Annotated in this window: 28 protein-coding genes; 8 read left to right on the plus strand and 20 right to left on the minus strand. The window is 71.2% G+C overall.

Features of this window, described 5'->3' with window-relative positions; translation table 11 throughout:
* Positions 1-30 precede the first annotated feature (30 nt).
* The 6 genes from ACH41F_RS33655 to ACH41F_RS33680 all read right to left on the minus strand — a co-directional run bounded on the left by ACH41F_RS33655 (position 31) and on the right by ACH41F_RS33680 (position 5531).
* Positions 31-552, minus strand: a complete 522-nt coding sequence (locus ACH41F_RS33655) for a GNAT family N-acetyltransferase (RefSeq protein WP_398838888.1) — start codon at positions 550-552, stop codon at positions 31-33.
* Between the two features lie 46 nt (positions 553-598).
* Complete coding sequence (mqnE, locus tag ACH41F_RS33660; protein ID WP_391240048.1) at positions 599-1762, minus strand: aminofutalosine synthase MqnE; 1164 nt, start codon at positions 1760-1762, stop codon at positions 599-601.
* Between the two features lie 74 nt (positions 1763-1836).
* On the minus strand, positions 1837-2298 hold the full coding sequence (locus ACH41F_RS33665; RefSeq protein ID WP_391240051.1) for an Lrp/AsnC ligand binding domain-containing protein: 462 nt from the start codon (positions 2296-2298) through the stop codon (positions 1837-1839).
* Between the two features lie 80 nt (positions 2299-2378).
* Positions 2379-3068: a UbiX family flavin prenyltransferase gene (locus tag ACH41F_RS33670; protein ID WP_391240054.1), complete on the minus strand. Its 690-nt coding sequence runs from the start codon at positions 3066-3068 to the stop codon at positions 2379-2381.
* A 106-nt stretch (positions 3069-3174) separates the two neighbouring features.
* Positions 3175-4077 carry a menaquinone biosynthesis prenyltransferase MqnP gene (gene mqnP, locus ACH41F_RS33675; RefSeq protein ID WP_398838890.1) on the minus strand — a complete coding sequence of 301 codons (903 nt, stop codon included), beginning with the start codon at positions 4075-4077 and terminating at the stop codon, positions 3175-3177.
* Complete coding sequence (locus ACH41F_RS33680) at positions 4074-5531, minus strand: menaquinone biosynthesis decarboxylase (RefSeq protein WP_398838892.1); 1458 nt, start codon at positions 5529-5531, stop codon at positions 4074-4076. The genes mqnP and ACH41F_RS33680 overlap by 4 nt, the downstream gene beginning before the upstream one ends.
* A gap of 87 nt (positions 5532-5618) precedes the next feature.
* Here ACH41F_RS33680 and ACH41F_RS33685 point away from each other — a divergent pair, with 87 nt between their 5' ends.
* Complete coding sequence (locus ACH41F_RS33685; RefSeq protein ID WP_391240063.1) at positions 5619-5942, plus strand: PLDc N-terminal domain-containing protein; 324 nt, start codon at positions 5619-5621, stop codon at positions 5940-5942.
* Positions 5942-6850 (plus strand): LysR family transcriptional regulator, encoded by a 909-nt coding sequence (locus ACH41F_RS33690; protein WP_398838893.1) that lies wholly within the window; start codon positions 5942-5944, stop codon positions 6848-6850. The genes ACH41F_RS33685 and ACH41F_RS33690 overlap by 1 nt, the downstream gene beginning before the upstream one ends.
* Here ACH41F_RS33690 and ACH41F_RS33695 read toward each other — a convergent pair.
* The 3 genes from ACH41F_RS33695 to ACH41F_RS33705 all read right to left on the minus strand — a co-directional run bounded on the left by ACH41F_RS33695 (position 6795) and on the right by ACH41F_RS33705 (position 8866).
* On the minus strand, positions 6795-7721 hold the full coding sequence (locus ACH41F_RS33695) for a DMT family transporter (protein WP_398838895.1): 927 nt from the start codon (positions 7719-7721) through the stop codon (positions 6795-6797). The two genes, ACH41F_RS33690 and ACH41F_RS33695, sit on opposite strands and share 56 nt — an antisense overlap.
* Positions 7722-7844: 123 nt before the next feature.
* The gene (locus ACH41F_RS33700; protein ID WP_398838897.1) at positions 7845-8498 is read right to left on the minus strand and encodes a hypothetical protein; all 654 of its coding nucleotides are present in this window, start codon (positions 8496-8498) and stop codon (positions 7845-7847) included.
* A 41-nt stretch (positions 8499-8539) separates the two neighbouring features.
* Positions 8540-8866 (minus strand): ArsR/SmtB family transcription factor, encoded by a 327-nt coding sequence (locus tag ACH41F_RS33705; RefSeq protein WP_391240075.1) that lies wholly within the window; start codon positions 8864-8866, stop codon positions 8540-8542.
* Between the two features lie 94 nt (positions 8867-8960).
* On the opposite strand from ACH41F_RS33705, the gene ACH41F_RS33710 reads away from it, so the two are divergent.
* The 3 genes from ACH41F_RS33710 (at position 8961) to ACH41F_RS33720 (ending at position 12058) form a co-directional block, all read left to right on the plus strand.
* Positions 8961-9932, plus strand: coding sequence for a zinc-binding dehydrogenase (locus ACH41F_RS33710; RefSeq protein ID WP_391240078.1), 972 nt, complete (start codon positions 8961-8963; stop codon positions 9930-9932).
* 130 nt (positions 9933-10062) lie between these two features.
* Positions 10063-11517 carry an argininosuccinate synthase gene (argG, locus tag ACH41F_RS33715; protein ID WP_398838942.1) on the plus strand — a complete coding sequence of 485 codons (1455 nt, stop codon included), beginning with the start codon at positions 10063-10065 and terminating at the stop codon, positions 11515-11517.
* Positions 11518-11608: 91 nt separating this feature from the next.
* Complete coding sequence (locus ACH41F_RS33720) at positions 11609-12058, plus strand: nucleoside deaminase (protein WP_398838898.1); 450 nt, start codon at positions 11609-11611, stop codon at positions 12056-12058.
* A gap of 71 nt (positions 12059-12129) precedes the next feature.
* Here the strand turns inward: ACH41F_RS33720 and ccsB are convergent, their stop codons facing one another.
* The 7 genes from ccsB to hemL form a co-directional block, all read right to left on the minus strand.
* Positions 12130-13251, minus strand: a complete 1122-nt coding sequence (gene ccsB / locus ACH41F_RS33725) for a c-type cytochrome biogenesis protein CcsB (protein ID WP_398838900.1) — start codon at positions 13249-13251, stop codon at positions 12130-12132.
* Positions 13248-14963 carry a cytochrome c biogenesis protein ResB gene (locus tag ACH41F_RS33730; RefSeq protein WP_391240089.1) on the minus strand — a complete coding sequence of 572 codons (1716 nt, stop codon included), beginning with the start codon at positions 14961-14963 and terminating at the stop codon, positions 13248-13250. The genes ccsB and ACH41F_RS33730 overlap by 4 nt, the downstream gene beginning before the upstream one ends.
* A 3-nt stretch (positions 14964-14966) precedes the next feature.
* Complete coding sequence (locus tag ACH41F_RS33735; protein ID WP_391240092.1) at positions 14967-15740, minus strand: cytochrome c biogenesis protein CcdA; 774 nt, start codon at positions 15738-15740, stop codon at positions 14967-14969.
* A 1-nt stretch (position 15741) separates the two neighbouring features.
* A complete protein-coding gene (locus tag ACH41F_RS33740) occupies positions 15742-16365 on the minus strand; it encodes a redoxin domain-containing protein (RefSeq protein WP_391240095.1) in 624 nt (207 codons plus the stop codon).
* A 77-nt stretch (positions 16366-16442) separates the two neighbouring features.
* Positions 16443-17741 (minus strand): hypothetical protein, encoded by a 1299-nt coding sequence (locus ACH41F_RS33745; RefSeq protein ID WP_391240097.1) that lies wholly within the window; start codon positions 17739-17741, stop codon positions 16443-16445.
* 94 nt (positions 17742-17835) lie between these two features.
* Positions 17836-18528, minus strand: coding sequence for a histidine phosphatase family protein (locus ACH41F_RS33750; protein WP_391240099.1), 693 nt, complete (start codon positions 18526-18528; stop codon positions 17836-17838).
* A complete protein-coding gene (hemL, locus tag ACH41F_RS33755; protein ID WP_398838903.1) occupies positions 18525-19841 on the minus strand; it encodes a glutamate-1-semialdehyde 2,1-aminomutase in 1317 nt (438 codons plus the stop codon). The genes ACH41F_RS33750 and hemL overlap by 4 nt, the downstream gene beginning before the upstream one ends.
* A 495-nt stretch (positions 19842-20336) precedes the next feature.
* On the opposite strand from hemL, the gene ACH41F_RS33760 reads away from it, so the two are divergent.
* Positions 20337-20774 carry a hypothetical protein gene (locus ACH41F_RS33760; protein ID WP_003974483.1) on the plus strand — a complete coding sequence of 146 codons (438 nt, stop codon included), beginning with the start codon at positions 20337-20339 and terminating at the stop codon, positions 20772-20774.
* A gap of 289 nt (positions 20775-21063) precedes the next feature.
* Positions 21064-22005, plus strand: a complete 942-nt coding sequence (locus tag ACH41F_RS33765) for a DMT family transporter (RefSeq protein WP_398838905.1) — start codon at positions 21064-21066, stop codon at positions 22003-22005.
* Between the two features lie 197 nt (positions 22006-22202).
* Here the strand turns inward: ACH41F_RS33765 and ACH41F_RS33770 are convergent, their stop codons facing one another.
* The 4 genes from ACH41F_RS33770 to ACH41F_RS33785 form a co-directional block, all read right to left on the minus strand.
* Positions 22203-22568, minus strand: a complete 366-nt coding sequence (locus tag ACH41F_RS33770) for an SCO4225 family membrane protein (RefSeq protein WP_398838906.1) — start codon at positions 22566-22568, stop codon at positions 22203-22205.
* Positions 22569-22615: 47 nt separating this feature from the next.
* Complete coding sequence (locus ACH41F_RS33775) at positions 22616-22975, minus strand: SCO4225 family membrane protein (RefSeq protein ID WP_398838908.1); 360 nt, start codon at positions 22973-22975, stop codon at positions 22616-22618.
* Between the two features lie 192 nt (positions 22976-23167).
* Positions 23168-23962, minus strand: a complete 795-nt coding sequence (locus tag ACH41F_RS33780) for an NAD(P)-dependent oxidoreductase (RefSeq protein ID WP_398838944.1) — start codon at positions 23960-23962, stop codon at positions 23168-23170.
* A gap of 92 nt (positions 23963-24054) precedes the next feature.
* A complete protein-coding gene (locus tag ACH41F_RS33785; protein WP_398838910.1) occupies positions 24055-24993 on the minus strand; it encodes an EamA family transporter in 939 nt (312 codons plus the stop codon).
* Between the two features lie 79 nt (positions 24994-25072).
* Between ACH41F_RS33785 and ACH41F_RS33790 the strand changes: the two genes are divergently transcribed.
* Entirely contained in the window at positions 25073-25957 is an 885-nt protein-coding gene (locus tag ACH41F_RS33790; protein ID WP_398838945.1) for a LysR family transcriptional regulator, read from the plus strand.
* Positions 25958-25966 lie beyond the last annotated feature (9 nt).

The raw sequence follows: 25966 nt of genomic DNA on the forward strand, positions 1-25966 counted from the left end.
GTCAGGTCAAGGGGTGTCAGCTCAGGGGTGTCAGCTCAGGGGGAGCCACATCGTGATGTCGTCCCGGTAGTCGTCCGCGGAGACCCGCAGCCCGCCCGGCACCCGGCCGACCTCCTTGTACCCGGCCGAGGCGTAGAACCGCTCCAGCCCCAGCCCGCCCCGGCAGGACAGCTTCAGCGCCTCCAGCCCGAACGCGCGGGCGTGCGTCTCCACCTCGGCGAGCAGGGCCCGGCCGTGACCGCCGCCCTGGAGGACCGGGTCGACCATCACCGTGTACAGCCAGGCGTAGTGGCTCTGGAGCCGGTGCGCGTTGAACCCGAAGAACGCGGTGGCCCGCAGCCGGCCCCGCGGATCGAACCCGGCGAGCAGCCGGTGCCGGCCCGCCGCGGTCGACTCGGCGTAACGGTCCACCTCCGGGCGTACGTCCTCGTACGTCGTCGTACCGGGGAAGCCGACCGCCCCGCCCGCGTTGTTCACGGCCACCCACAGGTGGGTCAGCTGGTCGAGGAGGTCAGGGGTGAGGTCGGGGTCCAGGCGGTACGTGAGCTCCATGGGCCCCGAGTGTAGATCGGCGGTCTCCGGGCCCCGGGGCGTCCCCTCACACCCGCATCGGCTGGGGCGCCTCCCGGCGGGCCGGGTCGGGTCCGTCGTACTCCCGGATCACCTCGTACCGGGTGTTGCGCTCCACCGGGCGGAACCCCGCGTCCCGGATCAGGTCCAGCAGGTCCTCACGCGTCAGCTTGTTCGGCGTGCCGAAGTTGTCCGCGTCGTGGGTGATCTTGTACTCCACGACCGAGCCGTCCATGTCGTCGGCTCCGTGCAGCAGCGCCAGCTGAGCCGTCTGCACGCCGTGCATCACCCAGAAGACCTTGACGTGCGGAACGTTGTCGAACAGCAGCCGCGACACCGCGAAGGTCTTCAGCGCCTCCGCGCCGGTCGCCATCTGGGTGCGCGCCTGGAGCCGGTTGCGGACCTTGCCGTCCTTCACGTCGACGAAGTCGTGCTGGTACCGCAGCGGGATGAAGACCTGGAAGCCGCCGGTCTCGTCCTGGAGTTCACGCAGCCGCAGCACGTGGTCGACGCGGTGCCGGGGCTCCTCGATGTGGCCGTAGAGCATGGTGCACGGGGTCTTCAGGCCCTTCTCGTGCGCCAGGCGGTGGATCCGCGACCAGTCCTCCCAGTGGGTGCGGTGGTCCACGATGTGCTGGCGGACCTCCCAGTCGAAGATCTCCGCGCCACCGCCGGTGAGGGACTCCAGACCGGCGTCGATCAGCTCGTCGAGGATCTCGCTCGCGCTCAGCCCGGAGATCGTCTCGAAGTGGTGGATCTCGGTCGCCGTGAACGCCTTCAGCGAGACGTTCGGCAGGGCGGCCTTCAACTCCCGCAGCGAGCGCGGGTAGTAGCGCCACGGCAGGTTCGGGTGCAGTCCGTTGACGATGTGCAGCTCGGTGAGGTTCTCGCTCTCCATCCCCTTGGCGAGCTTCACCGCCTCCTCGATGCGCATCGTGTACGCGTCCTTCTCGCCCGGCTTGCGCTGGAAGGAGCAGTAGGCGCAGGAGGCGGTGCACACGTTGGTCATGTTGAGGTGGCGGTTGACGTTGAAGTGGACGACGTCGCCGTTCTTCCGCGTCCGCACCTCGTGCGCGAGACCACCGAGCCAGGCCAGGTCGTCCGACGCGTACAGCGCGATGCCGTCCTCGCGGGTCAGCCGCTCGCCGGAGCGGACCTTCTCCTCCAGCTCGCGCTTGAGCCCGACGTCCATGCTCGTCCCTCTCCTCGACAACCTTCGCCAACCGTACTCCCCCGCCTCTCAGGCGGGGGGACCCCCGTACGGCGCTACGCGCCCGCCTCTTCGGGCAGTTCTCCGACCCGGTTCTCCCACTTGGTGGAGAGCACGATGGTGGTACGGGTCCGGGAGACGCCCTTGGTCCCGCTGAGCCGCCGGATGATCTTCTCCAGGCCGTCCACGTCATTGGCCCGCACCTTGAGCATGAACGAGTCGTCGCCGGCGATGAACCAGCAGTCCTCGATCTCGCTGAGGTCCTTCATCCGGCGCGCCACGTCCTCGTGGTCGGCGGCGTCGGACAGCGAGATGCCGATCAGCGCGGTGACGCCGAGGCCGAGCGAGGCCGCGTCGACGGTGGCCCGGTAACCGGTGATGACCCCGGCCGCCTCCAGCCGGTTGATGCGGTCGGTGACGCTGGGTCCCGACAGACCGACGAGGCGCCCCAGCTCCGCGTAGGAGGCCCGGCCGTTCTCCCTCAGGGCCTGGATGAGCTGCCTGTCCACCGCGTCCATGCGATCGAAGCCTTCCGCTGAAAAAGTTCCCGAAGTGATGAGAGGTACTGCTGACCTGCTACGAGGTGCTCAGACGGCGTTCATGTCGCCCGCGGCCCGCCGCCGAGCTCGCCCTTCCAGCGGCGGTAGAGCCGGTGCTCGACACCCGCCGCGTCGAGGACCCGTCCGGCGACGAAGTCCACCAGGTCCTGGATGTGCGTCGCCCCCGCGTAGAAGGCGGGCGAGGCGGGCACCACGGTCGCGCCCGCGTCGTCCAGGGTGACCAGGTGCCTGAGCGTCTGGCCGTTCAGCGGGGTCTCCCGAACAGCCACCACCAGCTTGCGCCCCTCCTTGAGGGTCACGCTCGCCGCGCGCTGGAGCAGGTCCTTCGACAGGCCCAGCGCCACCCCGGCCACACAGGCGGTGGAGGCGGGCACGATCAGCATCCCCTTCACGGGGTACGACCCCGAGGACGGCCCCGCGGCGAGGTCACCGGCGGCCCAGTACCGCACGCGGTCCACAGCGGCGTCGACGGCGAAGCTCCCCGGCTTGCCGTCCGCCCCCCTGGCCAGCCATTCCCGCAGGTCGTCCCGCCAGTGCGCGTCCCTGAAGGAGATCCCCGTCTCGTCCAGGAGCGTCAGGCGCGAGGCCCTGCTGACGACCAGGTCGACGCTCTCGCCCGCGTCGAGGAGGGCGCGCAGCACGGACGCGGCATACGGGGTGCCGGAGGCACCGGACACCCCTACGATCCAAGGCGTACGCCGTGTCTCTCCTGGCTTGACTGGGTTCACACCCCCGAGCCTATCCGGCGTCGCAGGGTGGGAACGGGTCAAGGGGGTCGGACCGATCTCCGGTACCGAGCCGGGGAGTCGTGGGTTCTCCTGGTCTGTCCGCCGCTCACACCGTGAGGCCGCGCACCAGCAGATCCAGCAGCGCGCACACGAACAGGGCGATCCCGATGAACCCGTTGACGCTGAAGAACGCCCTGTTCAAGCGGGACAGGTCATGCGGGCGGACGATGGTGTGCTCGTACACGAACGCCGCCGCGACGATCATCAGCCCCACCCAGAAGAAGCCGCCCGCGTCGGTCGCCACCGCGTACCAGACCAGCAGCGCCATCGTCAGCGTGTGGCACACCCGGGCGCCCCAGATCGCCGCCGGGATGCCGAAGCGGGCCGGGACCGATCTGACGCCGACCTCGCGGTCCGTCTCGACGTCCTGGCAGGCGTAGATCAGGTCGAAGCCGCCGATCCAGATGCCGACCGCGAGGCCCAGGATGACCGCGTCCCAGGACCACTCGCCCGTGATCGCCAGCCAGCCGCCGATCGGGCCCATGGCCTGGGCGATACCGAGGATGGCCTGCGGGAAGTTCGTGAACCGCTTGCCGTACGGGTAGACCACCATCGGGATCACCGCGACCGGCGCCAGCGCCAGGCACAGCGGGTTCAGCAGCGCCGCCGAGCCCAGGAAGACCACGACGGCGACGAGCGCGCCGGTCCAGGCGTGCTTCACCGACATCGCGCCGGTCACCAGCTCACGGTGCGCCGTGCGGGGGTTCCGCGCGTCGATCTCCCGGTCGATGATCCGGTTCACGGCCATCGCGAAGGTCCGCAGGCCGACCATGCAGATCGTCACCAGCAGCAGCCGGCCCCAGTGGATGTTCTCGTCCACCTGGAACATCGCGGTGAGCGCGGCGATGTACGCGAACGGCAGCGCGAAGACCGAGTGCTCGATCATCACCAGCCGCAGAAAGGCTTTCGTGCGTCCCGGCTGCGGGATCGCGGCGGAGGCGCTGCTCACAGTCCGTACTCCTTCCAGCGGCGGTCCACCTTCGCCGCCGTCTCCGGGTCGGACAGCACCATCTCGGGCCAGCCGCCGTCGCGGGTGTAGCCCTCCTCGGGCCACTTCTTCGTCGCGTCGATCCCCGCCTTGCCGCCCCAGAACTGCTGGTAGGAGGCGTGGTCGAGGTGGTCGACGGGGCCCTCGACGACGGAGAGGTCGCGCGCGTAGTCGGTGTTGCCGAGCGCGCGCCAGGCGACCTCGTGCAGGTCGTGGACGTCGCAGTCGGAGTCGACCACCACGATCAGCTTGGTCAGGGACATCATGTGCGCGCCCCAGATCGCGTGCATCACCTTCTGGGCGTGCTTGGGGTACTTCTTGTCGATCGAGACGATCGCGCAGTTGTGGAAGCCGCCCGCCTCGGGCAGGTGGTAGTCCACGATGTCCGGGACGATGATCTTCAGCAGCGGCAGGAAGAAGCGCTCGGTCGCGCGACCCAGCGGGCCGTCCTCCGTCGGGGGCCGGCCGACCACGATCGACTGGAGCAGCGGGCGCTTGCGCATCGTCACACAGTCGATCGTCAGCGCCGGGAACGGCTCCTGCGGGGTGTAGAAGCCCGTGTGGTCGCCGAAGGGGCCCTCGGGGAGCATCTCGCCCGGCTCCAGCCAGCCCTCGATCACGACTTCCGCCTGCGCAGGCACCTGGAGCGGCACCGTCTTGCAGTCGACCATCTCGATCCGCTTGCCCGCGAGGAAGCCCGCGAACAGGTACTCGTCGATGTCGCCGGGCAGCGGGGCCGTGGAGGCGTAGGTCACGGCCGGCGGGCAGCCGAAGGCGATCGCGACCGGGAGGCGCTCACCCCGGCGCGCCGCGACCTGGTAGTGGTTGCGGCTGTCCTTGTGGATCTGCCAGTGCATGCCGATGGTGCGCTTGTCGTGGCGCTGGAGGCGGTACAGGCCGAGGTTGCGGATGCCGGACTCGGGGTCCTTGGTGTGGGTCAGGCCCAGGTTGAAGAAGGAGCCGCCGTCCTTCGGCCAGGTGAACAGGGCGGGGAGCTGGTCGAGGTCGACGTCGTCGCCGGTGAGGACGACCTCTTGCACCGGCGCGGCCCCGGACTTCACCTTCTTCGGCGGTACGTGCGCCATCGCGCCGAGCTTGCCGAAGGCCTCCCGCACGCCCACGAAGCCGTGCGGCAGCTCGGGGCGGAGCAGGCCGCCGATCTTCTCGGAGATCTCGGCGTACGACTTCAGGCCGAGCGCCTTCAGCAGCCGGCGGTCGGTCCCGAAGACGTTCATCGCGAGGGGCATCGCGGAGCCCTTCACGTTCTCGAAGAGCAGCGCCGGGCCTCCGGACTTCTGGACCCGGTCGACGATCTCCCCGACCTCCAGGTACGGATCCACCTCGGCTTTGATGCGCTTGAGGTCACCCTCGCGCTCCAGGGCCCTGAGCAGGGAGCGAAGATCGTCGTAAGCCATGGGGTCAAGTATCCCCGAGCGGCTACCCTGGGCCTGAACCCGGGGGCCGTGCCCCCGGCTCGTCGACCGTTCCACTGGAGAGGGCCCATGCTCCGGGTGCTGATGTTCCTCGTGCCACTGGCACTGAGCGTGTACGCGTTCATCGACTGCATCAGCACGAAGGAGGAGGACGTCCGCCACATGCCCAAGCCGCTGTGGGCGATCCTCGTGCTGCTGTTCCCGCTGGTCGGGTCGATCTCCTGGATGATCGCGGGCAAGAAGCGCAGCCCGGCCGCCGAGGGCTGGTCCGGGGTGCGGGACCGCGGCGCGCGCGGCGGCGGGTGGGTCGCCCCCGACGACAACCCCGAGTTCCTGAAGTCCCTCGGCGAGGAGAAGAAGGAACGCGGCGAGGACGGCTCCAAGGACGGCTGATGGAGCTGCGGCTGCTCGTCACGTTCGAGAAGGTCGCGACCGTCCTCAGCTTCACCCGGGCCGCGGCGGAGCTGACGTACGCCCAGTCCAGCGTGACCAGCCAGGTCCGCGCCCTGGAGGACTCCCTCGGCACCCCGCTCTTCGACCGGCTCGGCAGCCGTATCCGGCTGACGGAGGCCGGTGAGCGGCTGCTGCCGTACGCCCGGCAGATCATCGAGCTGAGCGAGGAGGCCCGGGCCGCGGTCGTGGACGCGGAGGAGCCGTCGGGCTCGCTCGCGGTGGGCACGATGGAGTCGCTGACCTCCTACCGGCTGCCGCCGTTGCTCGAGCTGTTCCACCACCGCTATCCGAAGGTACGGCTGTCCCTGCGCACCACCCTCGGCGACGAGACCCGGCAGGCGCTGCGGCAGGGGACGTACGACGTGGGGTTCCTGATGGAGCCGGAGACCGAGCACCCGGGGCTGGAGAGCCGGGTGCTCGCGCCGGAGCCGCTGGTGCTGGTGGCCGCGCCCGGTCATCCGCTCTCCGTCAAGAGCCCCGCGCTCAAGACGGAGGACCTCACCGAGGTCCAGCTCGTCGGCACCGAACCGGGGTGCCCCTACCGCGACCTCTTCGAGTCCGAGCTCGTCCACCGCACCGGATCGCCGCCGCCGTTCATGGAGTTCGGCACCATCGAGGCGACCAAGCGGGGTGTGGCGGGCGGTCTAGGGGTCGCGCTGCTGCCGCGGGTGACGGTGGCCGCGGAGCTGGCGTCGGGGGTGCTGGCCGAGCTGCCGTGGGAGCCGCCGTTCCAGCTGTACACGCAGGTGGCGTGGCGGGCGGGGAAGCGCCTGCCACGCCATCTGACGCTGTTCATCGAGGCCGCGGTGCGGCTGGTGCGGGAGCAGACGTCGTACGACGGGACGTGACGGCCCGGGGTTCCCTGGCCAGCGTCACCTTCAGGCTGGCCAGCACGATCAGCGGGACGCCCAGGGCCTGGACGAGGCCGATGTGGTGGCCGTACACCGCCCAGTCCATGACCATCGCGACGGCCGGGTAGACGAAGGCGAGCACGGCGATCTTCGACACCGGCAGCCGGGCGTAGGCGGCGTACATGAGGACGTACATCACGCCGGTGTGGATGAGGCCGAGCCCGACCAGCCAGCCCCAGTCGGCGCCCGTGCCCGCCATCGCGCCGAAGTCGGCGAAGGGCAGCAACAGCGGGATGCCGACGACGACTTGGACGAGCGCGACGAGGTGGGGGCGTACGCCGGTGATCCGCTTGGTGACCAGGGTGGACAGCCCGTACAGGAGTGCGGCGAGCAACGCCTGTCCGACCCCGAGGAGATAGGTGCCACCGCTGGTGAAGTCCCCTGGTGTCACGCCCGACACGAGGGCAAGTCCCGTGAAGGCCAGCGCGATCCAGCCGATCGTGGCGGCCGACAGCCGCTCACGGAAGAGCAGGGCGCCCAGCAGCACGACGTAGAACGGCTGGGTGTGGTAGACGACCGTCGCCACCGAGATCGAGGTGTTCTCGTACGACTGGAAGAGCAGGACCCAGTTGAGGACGATGAACACCCCGCCCAGGACGGCGAGTCCGAGGGTGCGCGGGGTGAAGCCGTGGCCGCGGAGCCAGCCGCGGGCGATCACATAGCCGCCGAGCGCCAGGGCGCCGAACAGGACGCGGAAGAAGACGACGTTGAAGGGCGAGGCGCCCGACTCGACGACGAAGACGCCGAGGGTGCCGGAGAGCACCATCGCGGTCGTCAACTGGGCCGTGCCCTTGTTCTGTGGGGTCATGCCGAGGACGCTACGAGCGGGCGTCGGTGCTGGTCCACGGGCCAGTGGGGCGTCCTGCCGATGCCCCCATCGGCGGCGTCGATAGGTGCAGGCCGCGGGCCGGCGCGGCTTCTCGGGGGCGGGTCAGCCGGCGTCCGCGTGCATCGGTGGCACGTGCTCGACCCTGAGGTACCGGTCGCCGAACTCCTTCTTCACGAGGGGTTCGGCCGTCTTCGGGTCGTCGACGCCGATGCGCACGAACCCCCGCTCGTCGACGCCGACCTCACGCAGCTGGAAGGTGCCGTCCCAGCGGGTCATGTCCTCGCTGATGCGGTCGGCGAGGGCGTCGAGGGTCCTGCGGTCGGCGTCGGCGGCGTGGAGCCGTAGCGTCACGCCGTTCTCGGCGGCGTCGCAGGCGGCCTTGTCGAAGGCGCCGGAGGGGATGCGCCAGATGTCGGCGGCGTTCTCGTCCTCGTCGACGCCCATGCCGGTGTAGACGGCGGAGTGCTCGCTCGCGGCCAGCTGGTCGATGCGGGCGAGGGTGCGCTCCAGCGGGGTGTCCTCCGGGGCGTCGGTGTCCTTGCTCTCCGGGGGACCGGGGCGGCTGCCGACGCACTCGCTTTCCGTCTGCGCCGGGCCCGCGGCCTTCACCTCCACCGGGGCGCTCGCCCGCGGCCCGGCCCGCAGCCCGCCGTCGCTCTCGCCGTGCCCGGTCTCCAGCGTGTCGATGTACAGGGCCGATCCCACCACCACACCAGCTGTGGCGACGGCCGCCGCGAGCCACCTGAGGTTCGTCATGCCACTGTGACGCGGGAGCGAGCCAAACGGTTCACAACGGGTCAGGAAGCGACATCCCCGCGCAGAACCAGCGCCAGCAGCCCAGGGAACCGGGCCTCGAACTCCTCCCGCCGCAGCCGGTTGACCCGCCTGGGCCCCTCGTCCCGCTGCTCCAGGAGTCCGGCCGCCCGCAGCACCGCGAAGTGATGGCTCTTGGCCGCCTTGCCGACCGGCACGTCGAAGGTGCCGCAACTGCGGGACCAGTCGGGGGAGGCGGCCAACTCCCGTACCAGTTTGGCCCGTACGGGGTCCGCGAGCGCGGCGAGGGCGGTCAGGACCGGCACGTCGTCGGGGTGGGTGTGCTCGGGAGCGGCCCGATGACTCGTCATGGCGTCCTCTCGTTCCCGCTTGCCAAGTGTTCGATGAAAACCATACAGTCGCGAGTGTTCGCTTTTCATTGAACACTCATGGGCGAGGTGTGGCATGCGCGCGGTCGAGTTCCAGGAGTACGGCGGTCCCGAGGTCCTCAAGGCCGTCGAGAGGGACGTCCCCGAGCCCGGGCCCGGGCAGGTGAGCATCGACGTGGCCTACGCCGGGATCAACTTCGCCGACCTCAAGGCGCGGGAGTCCGGGTACCGGGTGCCCGCCCTGCCGTTCCGTCCCGGCCTGGAGGTCTCCGGGCGCGTCCGTTCCGTCGGCGAGGGCGTCACGGACCTCGCCGTCGGCCAGGAGGTGACGGCCCTGACCGAGGGCGGCGGGTACGCCGACGTGGCCGTGGCGAACGCGGTGACGGTCTTCCCGCTCCCGCCCGGCGTCGACCTGCGCACGGGCGCGACCCTGCCGACGGTCGCGCCGACGGCGTACGCCCTGGTCCACGCGGTGGGCCGGCTCCAGCCCGGCGAGACCGTGCTGGTGCAGGGCGCGGCGGGCGGCATCGGCACGGTGGTGGGGCAGCTGGCCAAGGCCGCCGGCGGCACGGTGTACGGCGTGGTCTCGGGCGCGGCGAAGGCGGCGCACGCGCGGGAGCACGGCTACGACGAGGTCTTCGTCGGCGACTTCGAGCAGCCGGTGCGGGCGGCGACCGGGGGTCGCGGTGTCGACCTGGCGCTGGACCCCGTCGGCGGCGACACCTTCCGGGCCTCGCTCGCGGCCCTCTCCGTCTTCGGGCGCGTGGTCTCCTTCGGCAACGCGAGCGGGGCGCCGGCGTGGAGCGTGGGACAGCCGGAGCTGTTCCCCTCCGGCGTCTCGGTCGCCGGGTTCTCGATCCTGACGCTGGCCCGGACGGCGCCCGCCGCCCTCCGGGCGCTGACCGGGCAGGCCTTCGCCACGGTGGCCGACGGCACGGTGTCCCTGCCGGTGACGGCGGAGTTCGGCCTGGAGGAGGCGGCGGAGGCACACCGGCTGATGGGGGCCCGGGCGAGCACGGGGAAGCTGCTGCTGAGGGTGGGCGGCTAGCGTCGCGGACCACCACGGCGGTGGCAGGGGGGTGACGGTGCCACTGGCCACCACGGCGGTGGCAGGGGGTGACGGGTGCCACTGACCACCAGGGTTTGCATGACCATGCATTGCCATGCATACTCTTCCTATGTCCAAGGTCCTCACCTCCCTGCCCGCCGGCGAGCGCGTCGGCATCGCCTTCTCGGGCGGCCTCGACACCTCCGTCGCGGTCGCGTGGATGCGTGACAAGGGCGCCGTCCCGTGCACGTACACGGCCGACATCGGCCAGTACGACGAGCCCGACATCGCCTCGGTGCCCGGCCGCGCCAAGGCCTACGGCGCCGAGATCGCGCGCCTGGTCGACTGCCGCGCGGCGCTGGTCGAGGAGGGCCTGGCCGCGCTGACCTGCGGCGCGTTCCACATCCGCTCCGGCGGGCGGGCGTACTTCAACACCACCCCCCTCGGCCGTGCCGTCACCGGCACGCTGCTGGTCCGGGCGATGCTGGAGGACGACGTCCAGATCTGGGGCGACGGCTCGACCTACAAGGGCAACGACATCGAGCGGTTCTACCGCTACGGCCTGCTCGCCAACCCGCACCTGCGGATCTACAAGCCCTGGCTGGACGCGAACTTCGTGACCGAGCTGGGCGGCCGCAAGGAGATGTCGGAGTGGCTGGTCGCCCACCAGCTGCCCTACCGGGACTCCACGGAGAAGGCGTACTCCACCGACGCCAACATCTGGGGTGCCACGCACGAGGCGAAGACCCTGGAGCACCTGGACACCGGCATCGAGACCGTCGACCCGATCATGGGCGTGCGGTTCTGGGACCCGTCGGTCGAGATCGCCACCGAGGACGTGACGATCGGCTTCGAGCAGGGCCGCCCGGTCACCATCAACGGCAAGGAGTTCGCCTCCCCCGTCGACCTGGTGATGGAGGCCAACGCGATCGGCGGCCGGCACGGCCTGGGCATGTCCGACCAGATCGAGAACCGGATCATCGAGGCCAAGAGCCGCGGCATCTACGAGGCCCCCGGCATGGCCCTGCTGCACGCCGCCTACGAGCGCCTGGTCAACGCGATCCACAACGAGGACACCCTCGCCCAGTACCACAACGAGGGCCGCCGCCTGGGCCGCCTGATGTACGAGGGCCGCTGGCTGGACCCGCAGGCGCTGATGATCCGCGAGTCGCTCCAGCGCTGGGTCGGCGCGGCGATCACCGGCGAGGTCACCCTGCGTCTGCGGCGCGGCGAGGACTACTCGATCCTCGACACCACGGGCCCGGCGTTCTCGTACCACCCGGACAAGCTCTCCATGGAGCGCACCGAGGACTCGGCCTTCGGCCCCGTCGACCGCATCGGCCAGCTGACCATGCGCAACCTCGACATCGCCGACTCCCGCGCCAAGCTGGAGCAGTACGCGGGCCTCGGCCTGATCGGCACCGGCAGCCCCACCGTCGGCGCCTCCCAGGCCGCCGCGACCGGCCTCATCGGCTCCATGCCGGAACTCCCGGAGGGCGGCGCGGAGGTCATCGCCTCCCGCGGCGAGGTCTCCGAGGACGACGCCCTGCTGGACCGGGCGGCGATGGAGTACGGCACGGACTGACCGCCGACCACGAAAGAGGCCGACCCGCCGGGTCGGCCTCTTCGCGTCCCACCCGCTTGCCCGGCTGTCGCAGGCCCAGCAGCATGGCCCTATGGATCAGGCACAGGCACAGGCGTGGCTCGCCACCGCCGTCGCCGAGGCCCGCGCCGGGCGCGCCGCGGGCGGCATCCCGATCGGCGCCGCGCTCTACGGCGCCGACGGCACCCTGCTGGGGCGCGGCCACAACCGGCGCGTCCAGGACGGCGACCCCTCCCTGCACGCGGAGACGGCGGCGTTCCGCGCGGCCGGCCGGCAGCGGTCGTATCGCGGTACGACGATGGTGACGACCCTCTCCCCCTGCTGGTACTGCTCCGGCCTGGTCCGGCAGTTCGGCATCTCCCGCGTGGTGATCGGCGAGGCGACCACCTTCCACGGCGGCCACGACTGGCTCGCCGAACACGGCGTGGAGATCGTGCTCCTGGACGACGCCGCCTGCGTCGAGATGATGCGCGAGTTCACCGAGGCCCACCCGGCACTGTGGAACGAGGACATCGGCGCGTGAGAAAAGCAGTCCGGCTCCCCCGCGTTCCCGCGGGGGAGCCGGACTCGGTCACGGTCGGCTGGACTCGACGGTCAGACGCCCGCGTACGAGTGCTTGCCCGAGACGAAGATGTTCACGCCGTAGTAGTTGAACAGCCAGCAGCCGAAGGCGAGCAGGGCCAGGTAGGCGGCCTTGCGGCCCTTCCAGCCGGCTGTGGCGCGGGCGTGGAGGTAGCAGGCGTAGGCGACCCAGGTGATGAAGGACCAGGTCTCCTTGGGGTCCCAGCCCCAGTAGCGGCCCCACGCGTCGCCGGCCCAGATCGCGCCCGCGATGATCGTGAACGTCCACAGCGGGAAGACCGCCGCGTTGACGCGGTAGGAGAACTTGTCCAGGGACGCCGACGCGGGCAGCCGCTCCAGGAACGAGGTGGCGAAGCTGCCGGGCTTGCCGCCGCTCGCCAGCTTGTTCTCGTACGAGTCCTTGAACAGGTAGAGGATCGTGCTGACCGCGCCCACGTAGAAGACCGCGCCGCAGAAGATCGCGGTGGAGACGTGGATGTAGAGCCAGTACGAGTGGAGCGCGGGAACCAACTGGTCGCTGGCGGTGTACAAGACAGTGACGGCGAGACCGAGATCGAGGAGCACCGAGGTGATGAGGAACAGCCCCATCCAGCGCACGTTCTTCTTCAGCGCCAGCAGCCCGAGGTACACCCCGACGGCCACCGTGGAGAAGGTGAGGTTGAACTCGTACATGTTGCCCCAGGGCGCCCGCTCCACCGAGGCCGCGCGGGCGATGACCCCGGCCAGCTCGATGAGGAAGGCGAGCACGGTGAGGGACACGGCGATACGCCCGTAGAGGTCCCCCTGCTCGTCCCCGCCGTGCGCCCCGGGCCCGTCCGGCACGTCCCGCTGACCGGCCGCGGCCCGCACGACGACCTTCGGCCGTTCCAGTACGGCGGTGGTACCGCCCTTCTGCACCGTGACGGCGGGCGCCTTCGCCTTGCCGTCCGCCCCGGCGGTGAGCGCGGCGGCGGTACGGCCGACCTTGCTGCGGCTGCCGAAGAGCCATTCGGCGATGTACGCGAAGAAGGCCAGCGTGTAGACGGCCATCGCGGAGTAGATCAGCGTGTTGCTGAGACTCGCGAGGTGTTCGTTGGTGGCGGCGGCGAGATCCGTCGTCGCGCCGGCGAGGTCGGTTACGGCGGCGAGAGTCACTTCTCAGGCCTTTCGGCAGGTACGACGTGGGGTTCGGGGGTGTCGGTGGAGTCTTCGTCTGGTTCGGGCGCCCCTGGCGCCTGGTCGTACAGGATCCCGGCGAGCTCACCGAGTTCCTCGGGCACCTTCGCGGACTCGCTGCGGCCCAGCCCCGCCATCTCCACGACCGTCACCCCGTCGTCCCCCCTGACCGCCCGCACCCACACCCGGCGGCGCTGGATGAACAGGGAGGCGGCGAGGCCGAAGATCGCGGCGAGCGCGCCGGCCAGCGCCCAGCCGCTGGCGGGCTGGCGGGTGACCTGGAAGTTCGCCCACTCCGCGGTGGACTCGTAGGTGATCGAACCGGCGCCGTTCGGGAGCTTCATCGTCTCGCCCGGCTTGAGGTTCTCCCGCTGCTGCGCGCCCTTGGCGTCCTTGAAGGCCTTCAGATGGGACTTGTCGAGCTGGTAGACGCTCTGCGGGATGCCCGCGTCGACCCCGAGGTCGCCGTGGTAGCCCGCGAGGTTCAGCACGGGGTTGTTCAGGGCGGGGAAGGTGGAGGCGGTCTCGCTGCCCGGCGTGTACGTCGGCAGGAAGAAGGCCTCGAAGCCGAGCTGCTCCCGCACGCCCTTGGTGTTGCGGTAGCCGTCCATGACCTTGACGACACCGGAGGAGGTGACGTTGTTGTCCAGCGGCAGCAGCGGCACGGCGTCGCGGTAGACGACCTTGCCCTTGCCGTCGCGGACCGTGAGGACGGGCGCGTAGCCGTGGGCGGTGAGGTAGACCTTGGAGTCGCCGATCTCCATCGGCTTGTTGACCTTGATGACCGTTCGCTTGTCCTTGCCGTACGCGCCGACGCTGTAGGTGACGTCGGCCTGGTAGGTGCGCGCGGTGCCCCGGTTGGGGCCGGTCTCCTCGTAGGTGCCCTGGAAGTTGTTCAGGGTGAAGCTGAAGGGGTCCAGCTCGTCCTGGGTGAAGAGGGTGCCGGACTTGAAGTCGTCGTACTGCGTGAGGGTGTTGGAGAACCCGTCGCCCTCGACGACCAGCTTGTTGCCCTCCATCTTGAACAGCTGGCCCCAGGCGAACGCGATCAGCATCACGATCAGCGCGATGTGGAAGGCGAGGTTGCCGACCTCGCGCAGGTACCCCTTCTCGGCGGCGACCGCGTCCCCGACCAGGTCGGCCCGGAAGCGGCGCTTCTTCAGCAGGGTGAGCGCGGCCTCGCGGACCTGCTCGGGCTCTGCCTGCGTGCGCCAGGTGGTGTAGGCGGGCAGCCGGGTCAGCCGCCTCGGCGCGCCCGGCGGGCGGCCGCGCAGCTGGCCCACGAACTGCCAGGTGCGGGGCACGATGCAGCCGATGAGGGAGACGAACAGCAGGATGTAGATCGCGGAGAACCACACCGAGCTGTAGACGTGGAACAGGCCGAGCTTGTCGTAGACGTCCCCGAGGGTGGGGTTGGCGTCACGGAAGTCGGCGACCTTGGTCTCGTCGGTGCCGGACTGCGGGATCAGCGACCCGGGGATCGCACCCAGCGACAGCAGCAGGAGCAGCAGCAGCGCGACCCGCATGGAGGTCAGCTGCCGCCAGAACCAGCGGGCCCAGCCGATGATGCCCAACGCGGGCATGTTCAGGCTTTCCGCGGGCGCGGTGGACAGCTGGGAGCCCGCGGCACCCAGGTCCTCGTCGCCGGTGGGGGCCGGGTCGGCGGGCGCGTTGGTCGTCGTCTTGCTCATCGATCAGATCCCCACAGTGAAGCCGTCGGACCAGCCCTGCATCTCCTGCACGATGCTGTCCCACGCGCCGGTCAGCAGCAGCACGCCGGTCGCGATCATCATGGTGCCGCCGATGCGCATCACCCAGACGTAGTGGCGCTTGACCCAGGCGAAGGCGCCGAGCGCCTTGCGGAAGGCTACTGCGGCGAGCACGAAGGGGACACCGAGGCCGAGGCAGTAGGCGACGGTCAGCAGGGCGCCGCGGCCCGCGCTGCCCTCGTTGGTCGCGAGGATCGTCACCGAGGAGAGGGTGGGGCCGAGGCAGGGCGTCCAGCCGATGCCGAAGAGGGCGCCGAGGAGGGGGGCGCCCGCGAGTCCGGTGGCCGGCTTGGTGTGGAAGCGGAACTCCCGCTGGGTGAGCCAGGGCATCAGGCCCATGTAGAAGAGGCCCATGAGGACCATGAGGGCGCCCAGGATCTTCGTCAGGACGTCCTTGTTCTGCTGGAGGTTCTCGCCCCAGTAGCCGAACAGCGCCCCGCCGGAGACGAACACCACGGTGAAGCCGAGCACGAACAGGGAGGCACCGGCGACCATCCGCCCGCGTCGGGCGTCGGCGAGGTCGGTGCCGCTGACCCCGGTGACGTACGACAGATAGCCCGGCACGAGCGGCAGGACGCACGGGGAGAAGAAGGAGACGAGACCGCCGAGCACGGCGATGGGCAGCGCGAGCAGCAGCGCCCCGTGCAGCACCGTGCCGTTGGGGGACGTGGTCCCGGCGAGCGTGAACACTGCGCTCACGTCACTTCTCCGCGAGCACAGGCTTGATCATCCCGGTCAGCGTGTCCTCGCTCAGCGCCATCAGCGCCCGGGCCGCGATCCTGCCCTCCCGGTCGATGACGAGCGTGGAGGGGATGAGCTGCGGGTTGAGCGTGCCCTTCTTGAAGCGGAGCATCTGCTTGCCCGTCGGGTCGTACAGGCTCGGGAAGGTGACCCCGAACTCCTTCTCGAAGTTGATCGCCGAGGTGGTGTTGGTGTCCCGGGTGTTGATGCCGACGAACTGGACGCCCTGGGACGCGAACTTCTCGGAGACGGCCTGGAGGTTCTTCGCCTCGGCCCGGCAGGGGGTGCACCAGGAGCCCCACACGTTGACGACGAGGATCTTGCCCTTGTAGTCGGCGGTGGTCAGCTGCTTGCCGTCGATGGTCTTGCCGGACAGGACCGGCGCGGTGTCCCGCTTGCCCTGGGCGACCGTGTCGACGCCGTCGTTGCCGGTGATGAAGTTGGTGTCACCACTGCCGCCCACCTTGCCGCCGGAACCGCACGCGCTGAGGGTCAGCGCGGCTGCGGCGGCGATGGCGGTGAGCAGGACGGCACGGCGGTCGGTGCGGTACGAGCCCGGGCGGGCACGGCTGGCGGCACTCATGTGAAAAGTTTCGCATGCCCGTTCCGGGGATCTTGCGCACCCCCCTCGCGGGCGCATCGCGGGCGGAAATCCGCAGGTCAGGCGGCGTTCGCGGGGCTCCCGGCCGTGCTTGCCGCGCTGTCCTTCAGGAAGGACTTCCAGCCCCCGGCCGGCGTCTGACCGACATCGAGCGTGCGCAGCCGGTCGAGCACCTCCGGCTTCTGCACGTCCATCCAGTCGACGAACTGCCGGAAGGAGACCATGCGCACGTCCTCGCCCTTCTCCTTCTCCGCCGCGATGTGCTTCAGGGCCTCCTCGACGGCGTCCATGTAGATGCCGCCGTTCCACTGCTCGAAGTGGTTGCCGACGAAGAAGGGGGCCCGGTTGGTCTCGTAGGCCCGCCGGAAGCCGGCGATGTAGGCGCCGGCGGCCTGCTCGCGCCAGGCGGGGTGGTTGTGGGCGGGGGCGTTGGTGGAGTTGACCGACTGGTTGGCGAGCATGTTGTAGTCCATCGACAGGACCTCGAAGCCGCGCCCGGGGAACGGGATCGCCTGGAGCGGCAGGTCCCACAGCCCGTCCTTCTTCTCCGGCCAGACCTGGCGGCCGCCGGGCGAGGAGGCGTCGTAGCGCCAGCCGAGCTCGCGCGCGGTGGGCAGCAGGTTGTCCTGGCCGAGGAGACAGGGCGTACGACCGCCGACGAGCTCCTTGTCGTAGTCGAAGGGCAGCGCCGGCAGGTCGGTCCAGCCGGTGTTGGTCCGCCACTCCTTGACGAAGGCCTTCGCCTGGTCGATCTCGCTGCGCCACTGCTTTGGCGTCCAGTTGCCGACGGTGCCGTAGCCGCCGCAGAAGTGGCCGTTGAAGTGGGTGCCTATCTCGTGGCCCTCGAGCCAGGCGCGGCGCACGTTGGCCAGGGTCGCCTTGACGTGGTCGTCGGTGAGGTAGCCGATGTCGGAGGCGCCGACGGGGTTGTTGGGCGGCTGGTAGAGGCGCTTCTTCGACTCGGGCAGCAGATAGAGCCCGGAGAGGAAGAAGGTCATGTGGACGCCGTGCCGCTGCGCGAGGTCGAGGAAGCGGGGGAAGAGCCCGTTGCCGACCTCGCCGGCGCCGTCCCAGGAGAAGACGACGAACTGCGGCGGCTTCTGCCCCGGCTCCAGCGGCTCGGGCCGGGCGGGCTGGTGGGGCTGCCTGCCGGTGTACGAGGTGGAGCCGTCGCCGATGGGGCGGACGGTGGCGGGCTTCTTCGTGGCGCTCGGGCTCGGCCGGGAACCCGCGGCGCGCGTCGGCCCGTCCGACGTACCGAGGGTGCCGCACCCCGCGAGTCCTACGGTGGCCGCGGCGCCCGCGCCGAGACCTATTGCTCCCCTGCGGGTGAGATCGCGCATGGCGTCCCCGTTCATCACGTTCCTCTGGTGGTCACCCAGTCAGAGGCGGTGACGAACGGGGAGGTTCCGCACATACTTCCGGATTCCGTAACAGTGAACAGGAGCGGACTTACGCCCCGAAGGCCTTGCCCTTGCCCTTCACCGGCTTGGCGCCCGCCCGCAGATGGGCCGGCACGAGATCGATCGCGGGCTCGCTGTAGCCGACGGACACGATCTTGTCGCCCTGGTACGTGAACGTCGTCAGGGAGGCGAGCGTGCACTGCCGCTTGCGCGGGTCGTGCCACAACCGCCGCTTCTCGACGTACGACCGCACGATCCAGATGGGCAGCTGGTGGCTGACCAGCACGGCCTCGTGCCCGCGGGCCGCGTCCCTGGCGGCGTCCAGCGCCCCCATCATCCGCACGACCTGGTCGACGTAGGGCTCGCCCCACGACGGCTTGAAGGGGTTGACCAGGTGCTTCCAGTTGTCGGGGTTCTTCAGGGCGCCGTCGCCGACGCCGAAGGTCTTGCCCTGGAAGACGTTCTCGGCCTCGATGAGCCGGGCGTCGGTCGCGAGGTCGAGGCCGTGCGCCTTGGCGATGGGCGTCGCGGTCTCCTGCGCCCGCTCCAGCGGGGAGGCGCAGACGTACGTGATGTCGCGGGGGGCCAGGTGTTCGGCGACCCGGTCGGCCATCTGCCGCCCCAGCTCGGACAGGTGGTAGCCGGCGAGCCGGCCGTAGAGGACCCCGTCGGGGTTGGCGACCTCGCCGTGCCGCATCAGGTGGACGACGGTGAAGTCGGCGTTCGTCTCGGGGGTGCTCATGCCTGTGCCTCCGCTGCCGCTCGGGCCGCCGCCGGAAGGGCGTCGGCGATGGTCTGCACCGCCCGCTCGTCGTGGGCCGTGGAGACGAACCAGGACTCGAAGGAGGACGGCGGCAGATAGACGCCGTCGGCGAGCAGCGAGTGGAAGAAGGCGGTGAAGCGGAAGGACTCCTGCTTCTTGGCGTCCTCGTAGTCGCGCACCTCACGGTCGGTGAAGAACACGGAGAACATGTTGGAGGCGGACTGGAGCCGGTGCGCGACGCCCTCCTTGGTGAGCGCCTCGGTGACCAGCGACTGGATCTGCGCGGAGACGGCGTCGACCTTGGCGTAGGCGGCGTCGTCGAGGAGGCGCAGCTGGGCGAGGCCCGCGGCGGTGGCGATCGGGTTCCCGGAGAGGGTGCCGGCCTGGTAGACGGGCCCGGCGGGGGCGAGGTGCGCCATGACGTCGGCGCGGCCACCGAAGGCCGCCGCCGGGAAGCCGCCGCCCATGACCTTGCCGAAGGTCATCAGGTCGGGCCTGACCCCGTCGATGCCGTACCAGCCGGCGCGGCTGGTGCGGAAGCCGGTCATGACCTCGTCGGAGATGTAGAGGGCGCCGTTCTTCGCGCAGGCGTCCTTCAGGCCCTGGTTGAAGCCGGGCCGGGGCGGTACGACGCCCATGTTCCCGGGCGAGGCCTCCGTGATCACACAGGCGATCTCGCCGGGGTGGCGGTGGAAGGCCTCGTGCACGGCCTCGAGGTCGTTGTACGGCAGGACGATGGTGTCGCCGGCCTGGGCGCCGGTGACACCGGGGGTGTCGGGCAGGGCGAAGGTGGCGACCCCGCTGCCCGCCGCGGCGAGGAGCGAGTCGACGTGACCGTGGTAACACCCGGCGAACTTGATGACCTTGGTGCGCCGGGTGAAGCCGCGGGCCAGCCGGATGGCCGACATGGTGGCCTCGGTGCCGCTGGAGACGAGCCGCACCTGCTCCAGGGGCTCGATGCGGGCGACCATCTCCTCGGCGAGGGCGACCTCGCCCTCCCCCGGCGTACCGAAGGACGTGCCGCGCGAGACGGCGTCCTGGACGGCGGCGATGACCTCGGGGTGCGAGTGCCCGAGGATCATGGGGCCCCAGGAGCAGACGAGGTCGACGTACTCCCGTCCGTCGGCGTCGGTCAGATACGGACCGCGGCCCGACACCATGAACCGGGGCGTACCGCCCACGGCACGGAAGGCGCGCACCGGGGAGTTCACGCCGCCCGGTGTGACGGCGGCCGCACGGTCGAACAGGGCCTGTGAGGCAGGCGCATCGTATGAATAGGGCGTTTCGCTCATGACCTGCGACTTCTCCGACTTCTCGGACTCCGGTTGCCGACTTTCCTCCTCAGGGTAGGCCAGGGGCTCTGGCCGACAGCGGTCTGAGGTGCGGTGCCATCTGCGAGACTGACACCTGATACATACAGCTCGTACGGCCCATGACGTCCCGGGACTGCGAAGATCCTCGTGCGGATCCTCCGGACAGGTGTTTCAACGCACGTTTCGGCGGGCGGCCGTGGGGGAGGTCACTGACACGATGATCGGGTTGCGCGGCGGGGGCCACGCGTCCTAGAAAAGCAGTCGGGTGGAGATATGCATCGCGGTGGCGGACTGGGCGAGGGGACTGACGACCTGGGTCCTCGACGTGCCCGGCGGGGAAGGCACCGGCGCGACGCGGAGGAAGCCGCGGAATCCCGTCAAGGACATGCGGTACCGAGTGAGTCGGAGCGCGACGATCGACGTATCGAACGTCGGATCGAGCAGCTGGGGGCGGGGAGCAGGAATGGTGGTCGGGTGGGGGTGACGTACAAGTACTTCGGCGCGCCGGACGGCGCGACCGCGGCCCGCGTCCCGATCTCGATGCGCCCCGAGGAACTCGGCGGCGACGAGCTCGGGATGAACGGCATGTTCACCAAGATCAAGCCGGAGACGATGGCCGCCATGGTCCTCACCGGCATCGAGGGCGTCCCCCTGCACAAGGTGCCCCCGCTGGAACTGGTCGTCCTGCACCCCGACTACGCCGTGGTCAAGCTCCCCATGACGGTCGTCGACCCGCTGCGCGGCATCGGCGAGGAGGCGGTGGGCGCGGCGGCGTTCATCTGGTCGACGGTCCCGGACCGCGGCGGCCCCCGAGACGCGTTCAACGTGTACCAACTGCTGCACGAGTGGCAGGACTTCTCGCATCGGCTTCACGAGGCGGGGCATCAGCCGTACTGCCTTGTGTGGCCCTGAGCTGGGCTTTCGCTTTCGGTAGGTCGGGCGGGGTTCCCGGACCCCGCCTTCGTCGTCCCCGGAGGGTCCCGCCCGGGTTCGGGCCGCGGCACCCCCGGTTAGCATCGACGGATGAACACCCACTGGCACGTCGTTCTGCCGCCGCTCTGCGCCTGACGGGCGCGGGCACCTCGGCGGTCTGACCATGTGACCCCGGCCCCGACCGGCCCCGCAGGGCGGTCAGGGGTGGTTGTCGTGCGCCTGTTCCGGATCGGAACCCAGCCGCACGCGACGACGGAAGACCACGACTGTGCCGAACCGTACGACCTCTCTGCCTCCCGCACGCCCTGCCCGCGTCGGGCTCCTCGGCGGGCCCGCGCCCATCCTCGCCTCGGCCGTGCTGTGGGGCACGACCGGGACCGCCGGTGCGCTGGCGCCGGCCGGTGCGCCCGCCGCGGCCATCGGCTGTGCCGGGCTCGCCCTCGGCGGGCTCCTGCTGTTCCTCACCTCACGCGGCGCGCGCTCGCTGCCGGCCGGCTGCACGGGCGGCGAACGCCGGCTTCTCCTTCTCGGGGCGCTTGCGGTGGCCGGGTACCCGGTCACCTTCTATCCGGCGGTGGCCCGGACCGGGGTGGCGGTGGCCACCGTGATCGCGCTCGGCAGCGCGCCGGTCTTCGCCGGGCTGCTGTCCTGGGCCTGCGGCCAGACCCGGCCGACGGCCCGCTGGACCGCCGCCACCGGGGCCGCCGTACTGGGCTGTGTCCTGCTGGTACTGGGCCCCGAACTCACCGGAACGGCCACCCCGATGGACCTGACGGGTGTCGTCCTCGCCGCCTGCGCCGGGCTCTCGTACGCCGTGTACTCGCTGATCGGCGGGCGGCTCATCATGCGCGGGCACCCCTCCGACGCGGTGATGGGCGTGCTGTTCGGGGTGGCGGGCCTGCTCGTCGTGCCGCTCCTGCTGGGCCTCGGCACGCACTGGCTGGGCACCGTCCGCGGGGCGGCCGTGACGGTGTACCTCGCCCTGTTCACCGTGTACCTGGCCTACCGGCTCTTCGGCCACGGGCTGCGCCGCACCCCGGCATCAGTGGCCACCTCGCTCACCCTCGCGGAACCCGCCGTCGCGGCGGTCCTGGGCGTGAGTGTCCTCGGCGAACGTCTGCCGGTCGCGTCCTGGTGCGGGCTGGCGGTACTCGCGGTGGGGTTGGTGCTGCTGGCGGTGCCTGTGGGGGGCGACGCCGGGCGGCGATAGGGGGCCGGAGCGGTGTGGCATCGGGGCGGTGCCGGAACGGCTCGGTGCCGGAGCGGCTCCGTAGCGGAACGGCTCGGTAGCGGAACGGCTCGGTGCCGGAACAGCGCGATGCCGGAACAGCGCGATGCCGGAACAGCGCGATGCCGGAACAGCGCGAAGCCGGACCGGTCCCGCCCTGCCGCCGGCCTCGCCGGGTCTCAGGCCGCGGGGTGCGGGTCTCGCGTCGAGACCCTGCGGGCGAGCAGGCCGAGGAGTGCGGCGTTGATCAGCCCGCACAGGGCCATGCCGGTCGTGAAGAGCAGCGGGGAGAGCCACTCCAGCGGGGAGTCCCAGGCGGGTGCCAGCGCCAGCAGCGGGACGCTGACGACCATGCTGAGCGGGGCCGTGGTCATGAGCGGCCAGATCGCCGCGAACCCTGGGTCCGGCGACAGGTAGGCGGCCCACAGGAAGAACCCCAGCGACGCCACGACCACGGCGAGGTAGCCCCGAGCGAGCCAGTTGTCGACGGCGGGCGCCAACAGGGCACGGAGTCTCGGGAGTCGGGGGCGGGCGGAACGGGCCATGGTGGTGCCTTTCTCTGGCGCTGGAGAGGGAGTTGGAGAGGGGCGGTTCACGCGTGCCGGGCGGAGCGGACGTCGCGGACGTGATGGGCGAGCGCGCCGATCACGGCGGCGTTGACCAACGCGCACGCGAGCAGCCAGCCACCCCCCAGGACGGAGGAGGCCAGTACGGCCGCCCCACCGGCGTCCGCGGCCGGAGCGTCCCCGAACGGGACGACGATGCCCGCCATGGACAGCGGCTCGGTCAGCAGCACCGGCGCCATCGCGTACGCGCTGTCCGGAGCCAGCAGGGCGACCGGCACGGAGGCGGCGAGCACCCCCAGGTATCCGCGGGCGGGCCAGTTGTCCGTGGCGAGCGAGAGCAACCGCCGCAGCCTCGAGAAGCGGGGCGGGGGCGAGCCGTTCGACATCGCGGGTCCCTTCGGGTCGGTGCGTTCTCGGTGTGTGCTCCACGATGGACCGAGAGCCGGGCCGGGACATGAGTACAGGTGCTCATCTCCGTCTGGGGGCCCGCACCTGCGCCGCGGACCTGGTTGCCGTGGGTCCGTGGTCGTGCTGACCAAGTCGTACGGGGTCGCCCGGGCCGCAGCTCACCCCGGCCGTCACGGCTGGTCGTGGACGACCGTGATGTGGGGCTGCGCGCCCGGCGACTCCAATTCGTCGATCACGGCCACCGCCAGGTCCTCGGCGCTGATCCAGGAGCGGCCGTCGGGGGCGGTCAGGAGGGTGTCGGTACCGCGGCGGTAGCGGCCGGTGCGCTCGCCGGGCTCCAGCAGGGCCGGCGGGCTCAGGTAGACCCAGTCGGCGGTGGGATGCGAGCGGCAGGTCCGCAGCTGGGCGACACCGGCCGCGGCGACCGGCCGCCACTCGGCGGGAACGTATGCCGGGTCGTCCGCGACCAGCAGCCCGCTGCCCCCCGGGCTCCGCAACGCGCCCGCCCCACCCACCACGAGGACGCGCGTCCCCGCTTCCGCCGCGGCGTCCAGGACCACGCGGGTCGCCCCGACCAGGAACCCCTCGTCGACCGGGAACGACCGCACCGCCAGCACCACGGCGTCCACCCGCCGCCCCGCGTCCACCCCGCTCCCCACGCCCACCCCGCGCCCCGCGAGCACCTCCCGCACCGCGGACGCGTCGCCCGCGTCGACCGCGACCGGCGTCACGGCCGGGTCGCCGCTCCCGGGCGCCGGGGACACGGCGAGCACACCGTGCCCTCTCCCCGGCGCCTCGGACACGGCGAGCGCACCCTCCCCTCCCCCGGGCTCCCGCAGGGCGAGCACACCCTCCCCTCCCCCAGGTTTCCGCGACAGGGCGAGCACACCGTGCCCACGGGTGACCGCCTCGCCCACCACCCGGCTGCCCACCATCCCGCCGGCACCGAACACGGCGATCGTCATCCCCGCCCGTACCGCGCCCACGGCCTCCACGGCACCCTCCGCCTCCCTCTTCGCCGTACTCCGCACAACAACATCCCTCGCCTCGCTCGCCTTCACCGCCTCCACCGCCTCCCTCGCCCTCTCCCGCCATCCACCTGCGCCGCCCCCATGGCCGCCAGCGCCACCACGAACCCCACGCCCTGCACCGCGTTCAGCGACTCCCCGAGCGCGGTCCCGACGACCGCCGCCACCAGCGGGGACAGCAGGACCAGCGGGGCCGACGCACCGACCGGCAGACCGGCGACTCCCCGGGACCACAGCGTGTGGGCGATGAGGCCGCCCATGCCGCCGAGCCACAGGTAACCGGCGACCGCTCCCGCGCCGATCGCCGGGGGCGCCCCCTCGACGGCCAGGGCCAGGGGGAGCAACAGCAGCCCGCCCGCGGTGAGTTGCCAGCCCGCCAGGGTCAGCGGAGCGACGCCCGCCGGGCGGCCCCAGCGCTTGAGCAGGACGATCCCCGCCGCCATGCCCGCCGTACCGCCGAGGCCGGCGAGCACGCCCACGGTGTCCAGTCGCGCGTGCGGCCCGAGGACGACGAGGGCCACCCCGAGCACGCCCAGCACTCCCCAGCTCAACCGCCAGAGCGACGGCCGGTCGTGGAGCACCGCCACCGCCAGCGCGGCGACCAGCAGCGGCTGGGTGGCGCCGAGGGTGGCGGCCACGCCGCCGGGGAGCCGTTGCGCCGCCACGAACAACAGGGGGTACAGAGCCCCGATGTTGAGCACGCCGAGGACGGCGGCCTTCCACCACCAGTCCCCGCGTGGCAGCACCCGGGTGATCGCCAGCGCGACCAGCCCGGCGGGCAGGGCACGCAGCAGCGCGGAGAACAACGGGTGCCCGGGCGGGAGCAGTTCGGTGGTGACGGCGTACGTGCTCCCCCAGGCCGCCGGTGCCAGGGCGGTCAGCGCCACGGTCCTCGCCCGGCGCGCGTACGGGGTCCGGGGCGTCCCCGGTGTCGTCCTCGCGGTCGGGGCTGGCTGGGTCTTCTGCATGCACCGAAGTCTCGGCCCGGCCCCCCATGAATCCAACGCATGCTTTTCATCGCAACCATGAACAGGGACCATGTACGACGTGGATCTCCAGCAGATGCGCTACGTCGTCGCCGTCGCCGAAACCCGCAACTTCACCCGCGCCGCCGAACGCTGCGACGTGGTGCAGTCCTCGCTCAGTCACCGGATCGCCGGTCTGGAGCGGGAGTTGGGGGTCAGGCTGTTCGCCCGGTCCAGTCGCCGCGTCGAACTGACCAGCGCCGGGGAGTCGTTCGTCGCCGCCGCGCGGGAGTGCCTGGCCGCCGCCGACCGCGCGGTCACCGACGCGTCCGCCGCGAACGGGGTGGTGCGCGGCCGGCTCGCGGTGGGCGTCATCGTGACCACGGCCGCCGTCGACGTACCCGAACTGTTGCAGCGTTACCGCGCCCGGCATCCCGAGGTCCGTGTCCTGTTGCGCTCCGGACGCAGTGACGAACTGGCGGCCGCGATCCGCCGGGGCAACCTCGACATCGCCTTCCTCGGGCTGCCGGAGGGCGAGGGGCCGGCCGGTGTGGAGGCCGTCGCGCTCGACCACGACGAGCATGTGCTGGTGGTGCCGGCCGGGCACCCGCTCGCCGGCACCGCCCGGGTCGCCCTGCACGAGATCGCCGGCGAGACCTTCGTGGACTTCGCCGACGGCAGTCCGGGCCGGGCCCAGTCCGACCAGGCCTTCGCCACCGCGCGCCTGGTCCGCGACGTGGCGTACGAGGCGGGCGCCGTGGAGCTGATCATCCGGCTGGTCGCGCGCGGCCTCGGCGTCGCGCTGTTGCCGTCGGCGTTCGTCCGGCTCCTGGCCGCCGACCACCCCGAGCTGGCCCTGGTCCCGGTGATCGACGGACCGCGCCGCGTCGAGTACCTGGCCTGGAGCCGCTTCAACCCCAGCCCGGCCACCCGCGCGATGCTCGACGTCCTCGGGGTCAGACGGTGACCAGGCAAC

The organism is Streptomyces sp. NPDC020489 (genome assembly GCF_044386545.1).
Taxonomy (GTDB): Bacteria; Actinomycetota; Actinomycetes; order Streptomycetales; family Streptomycetaceae; genus Streptomyces.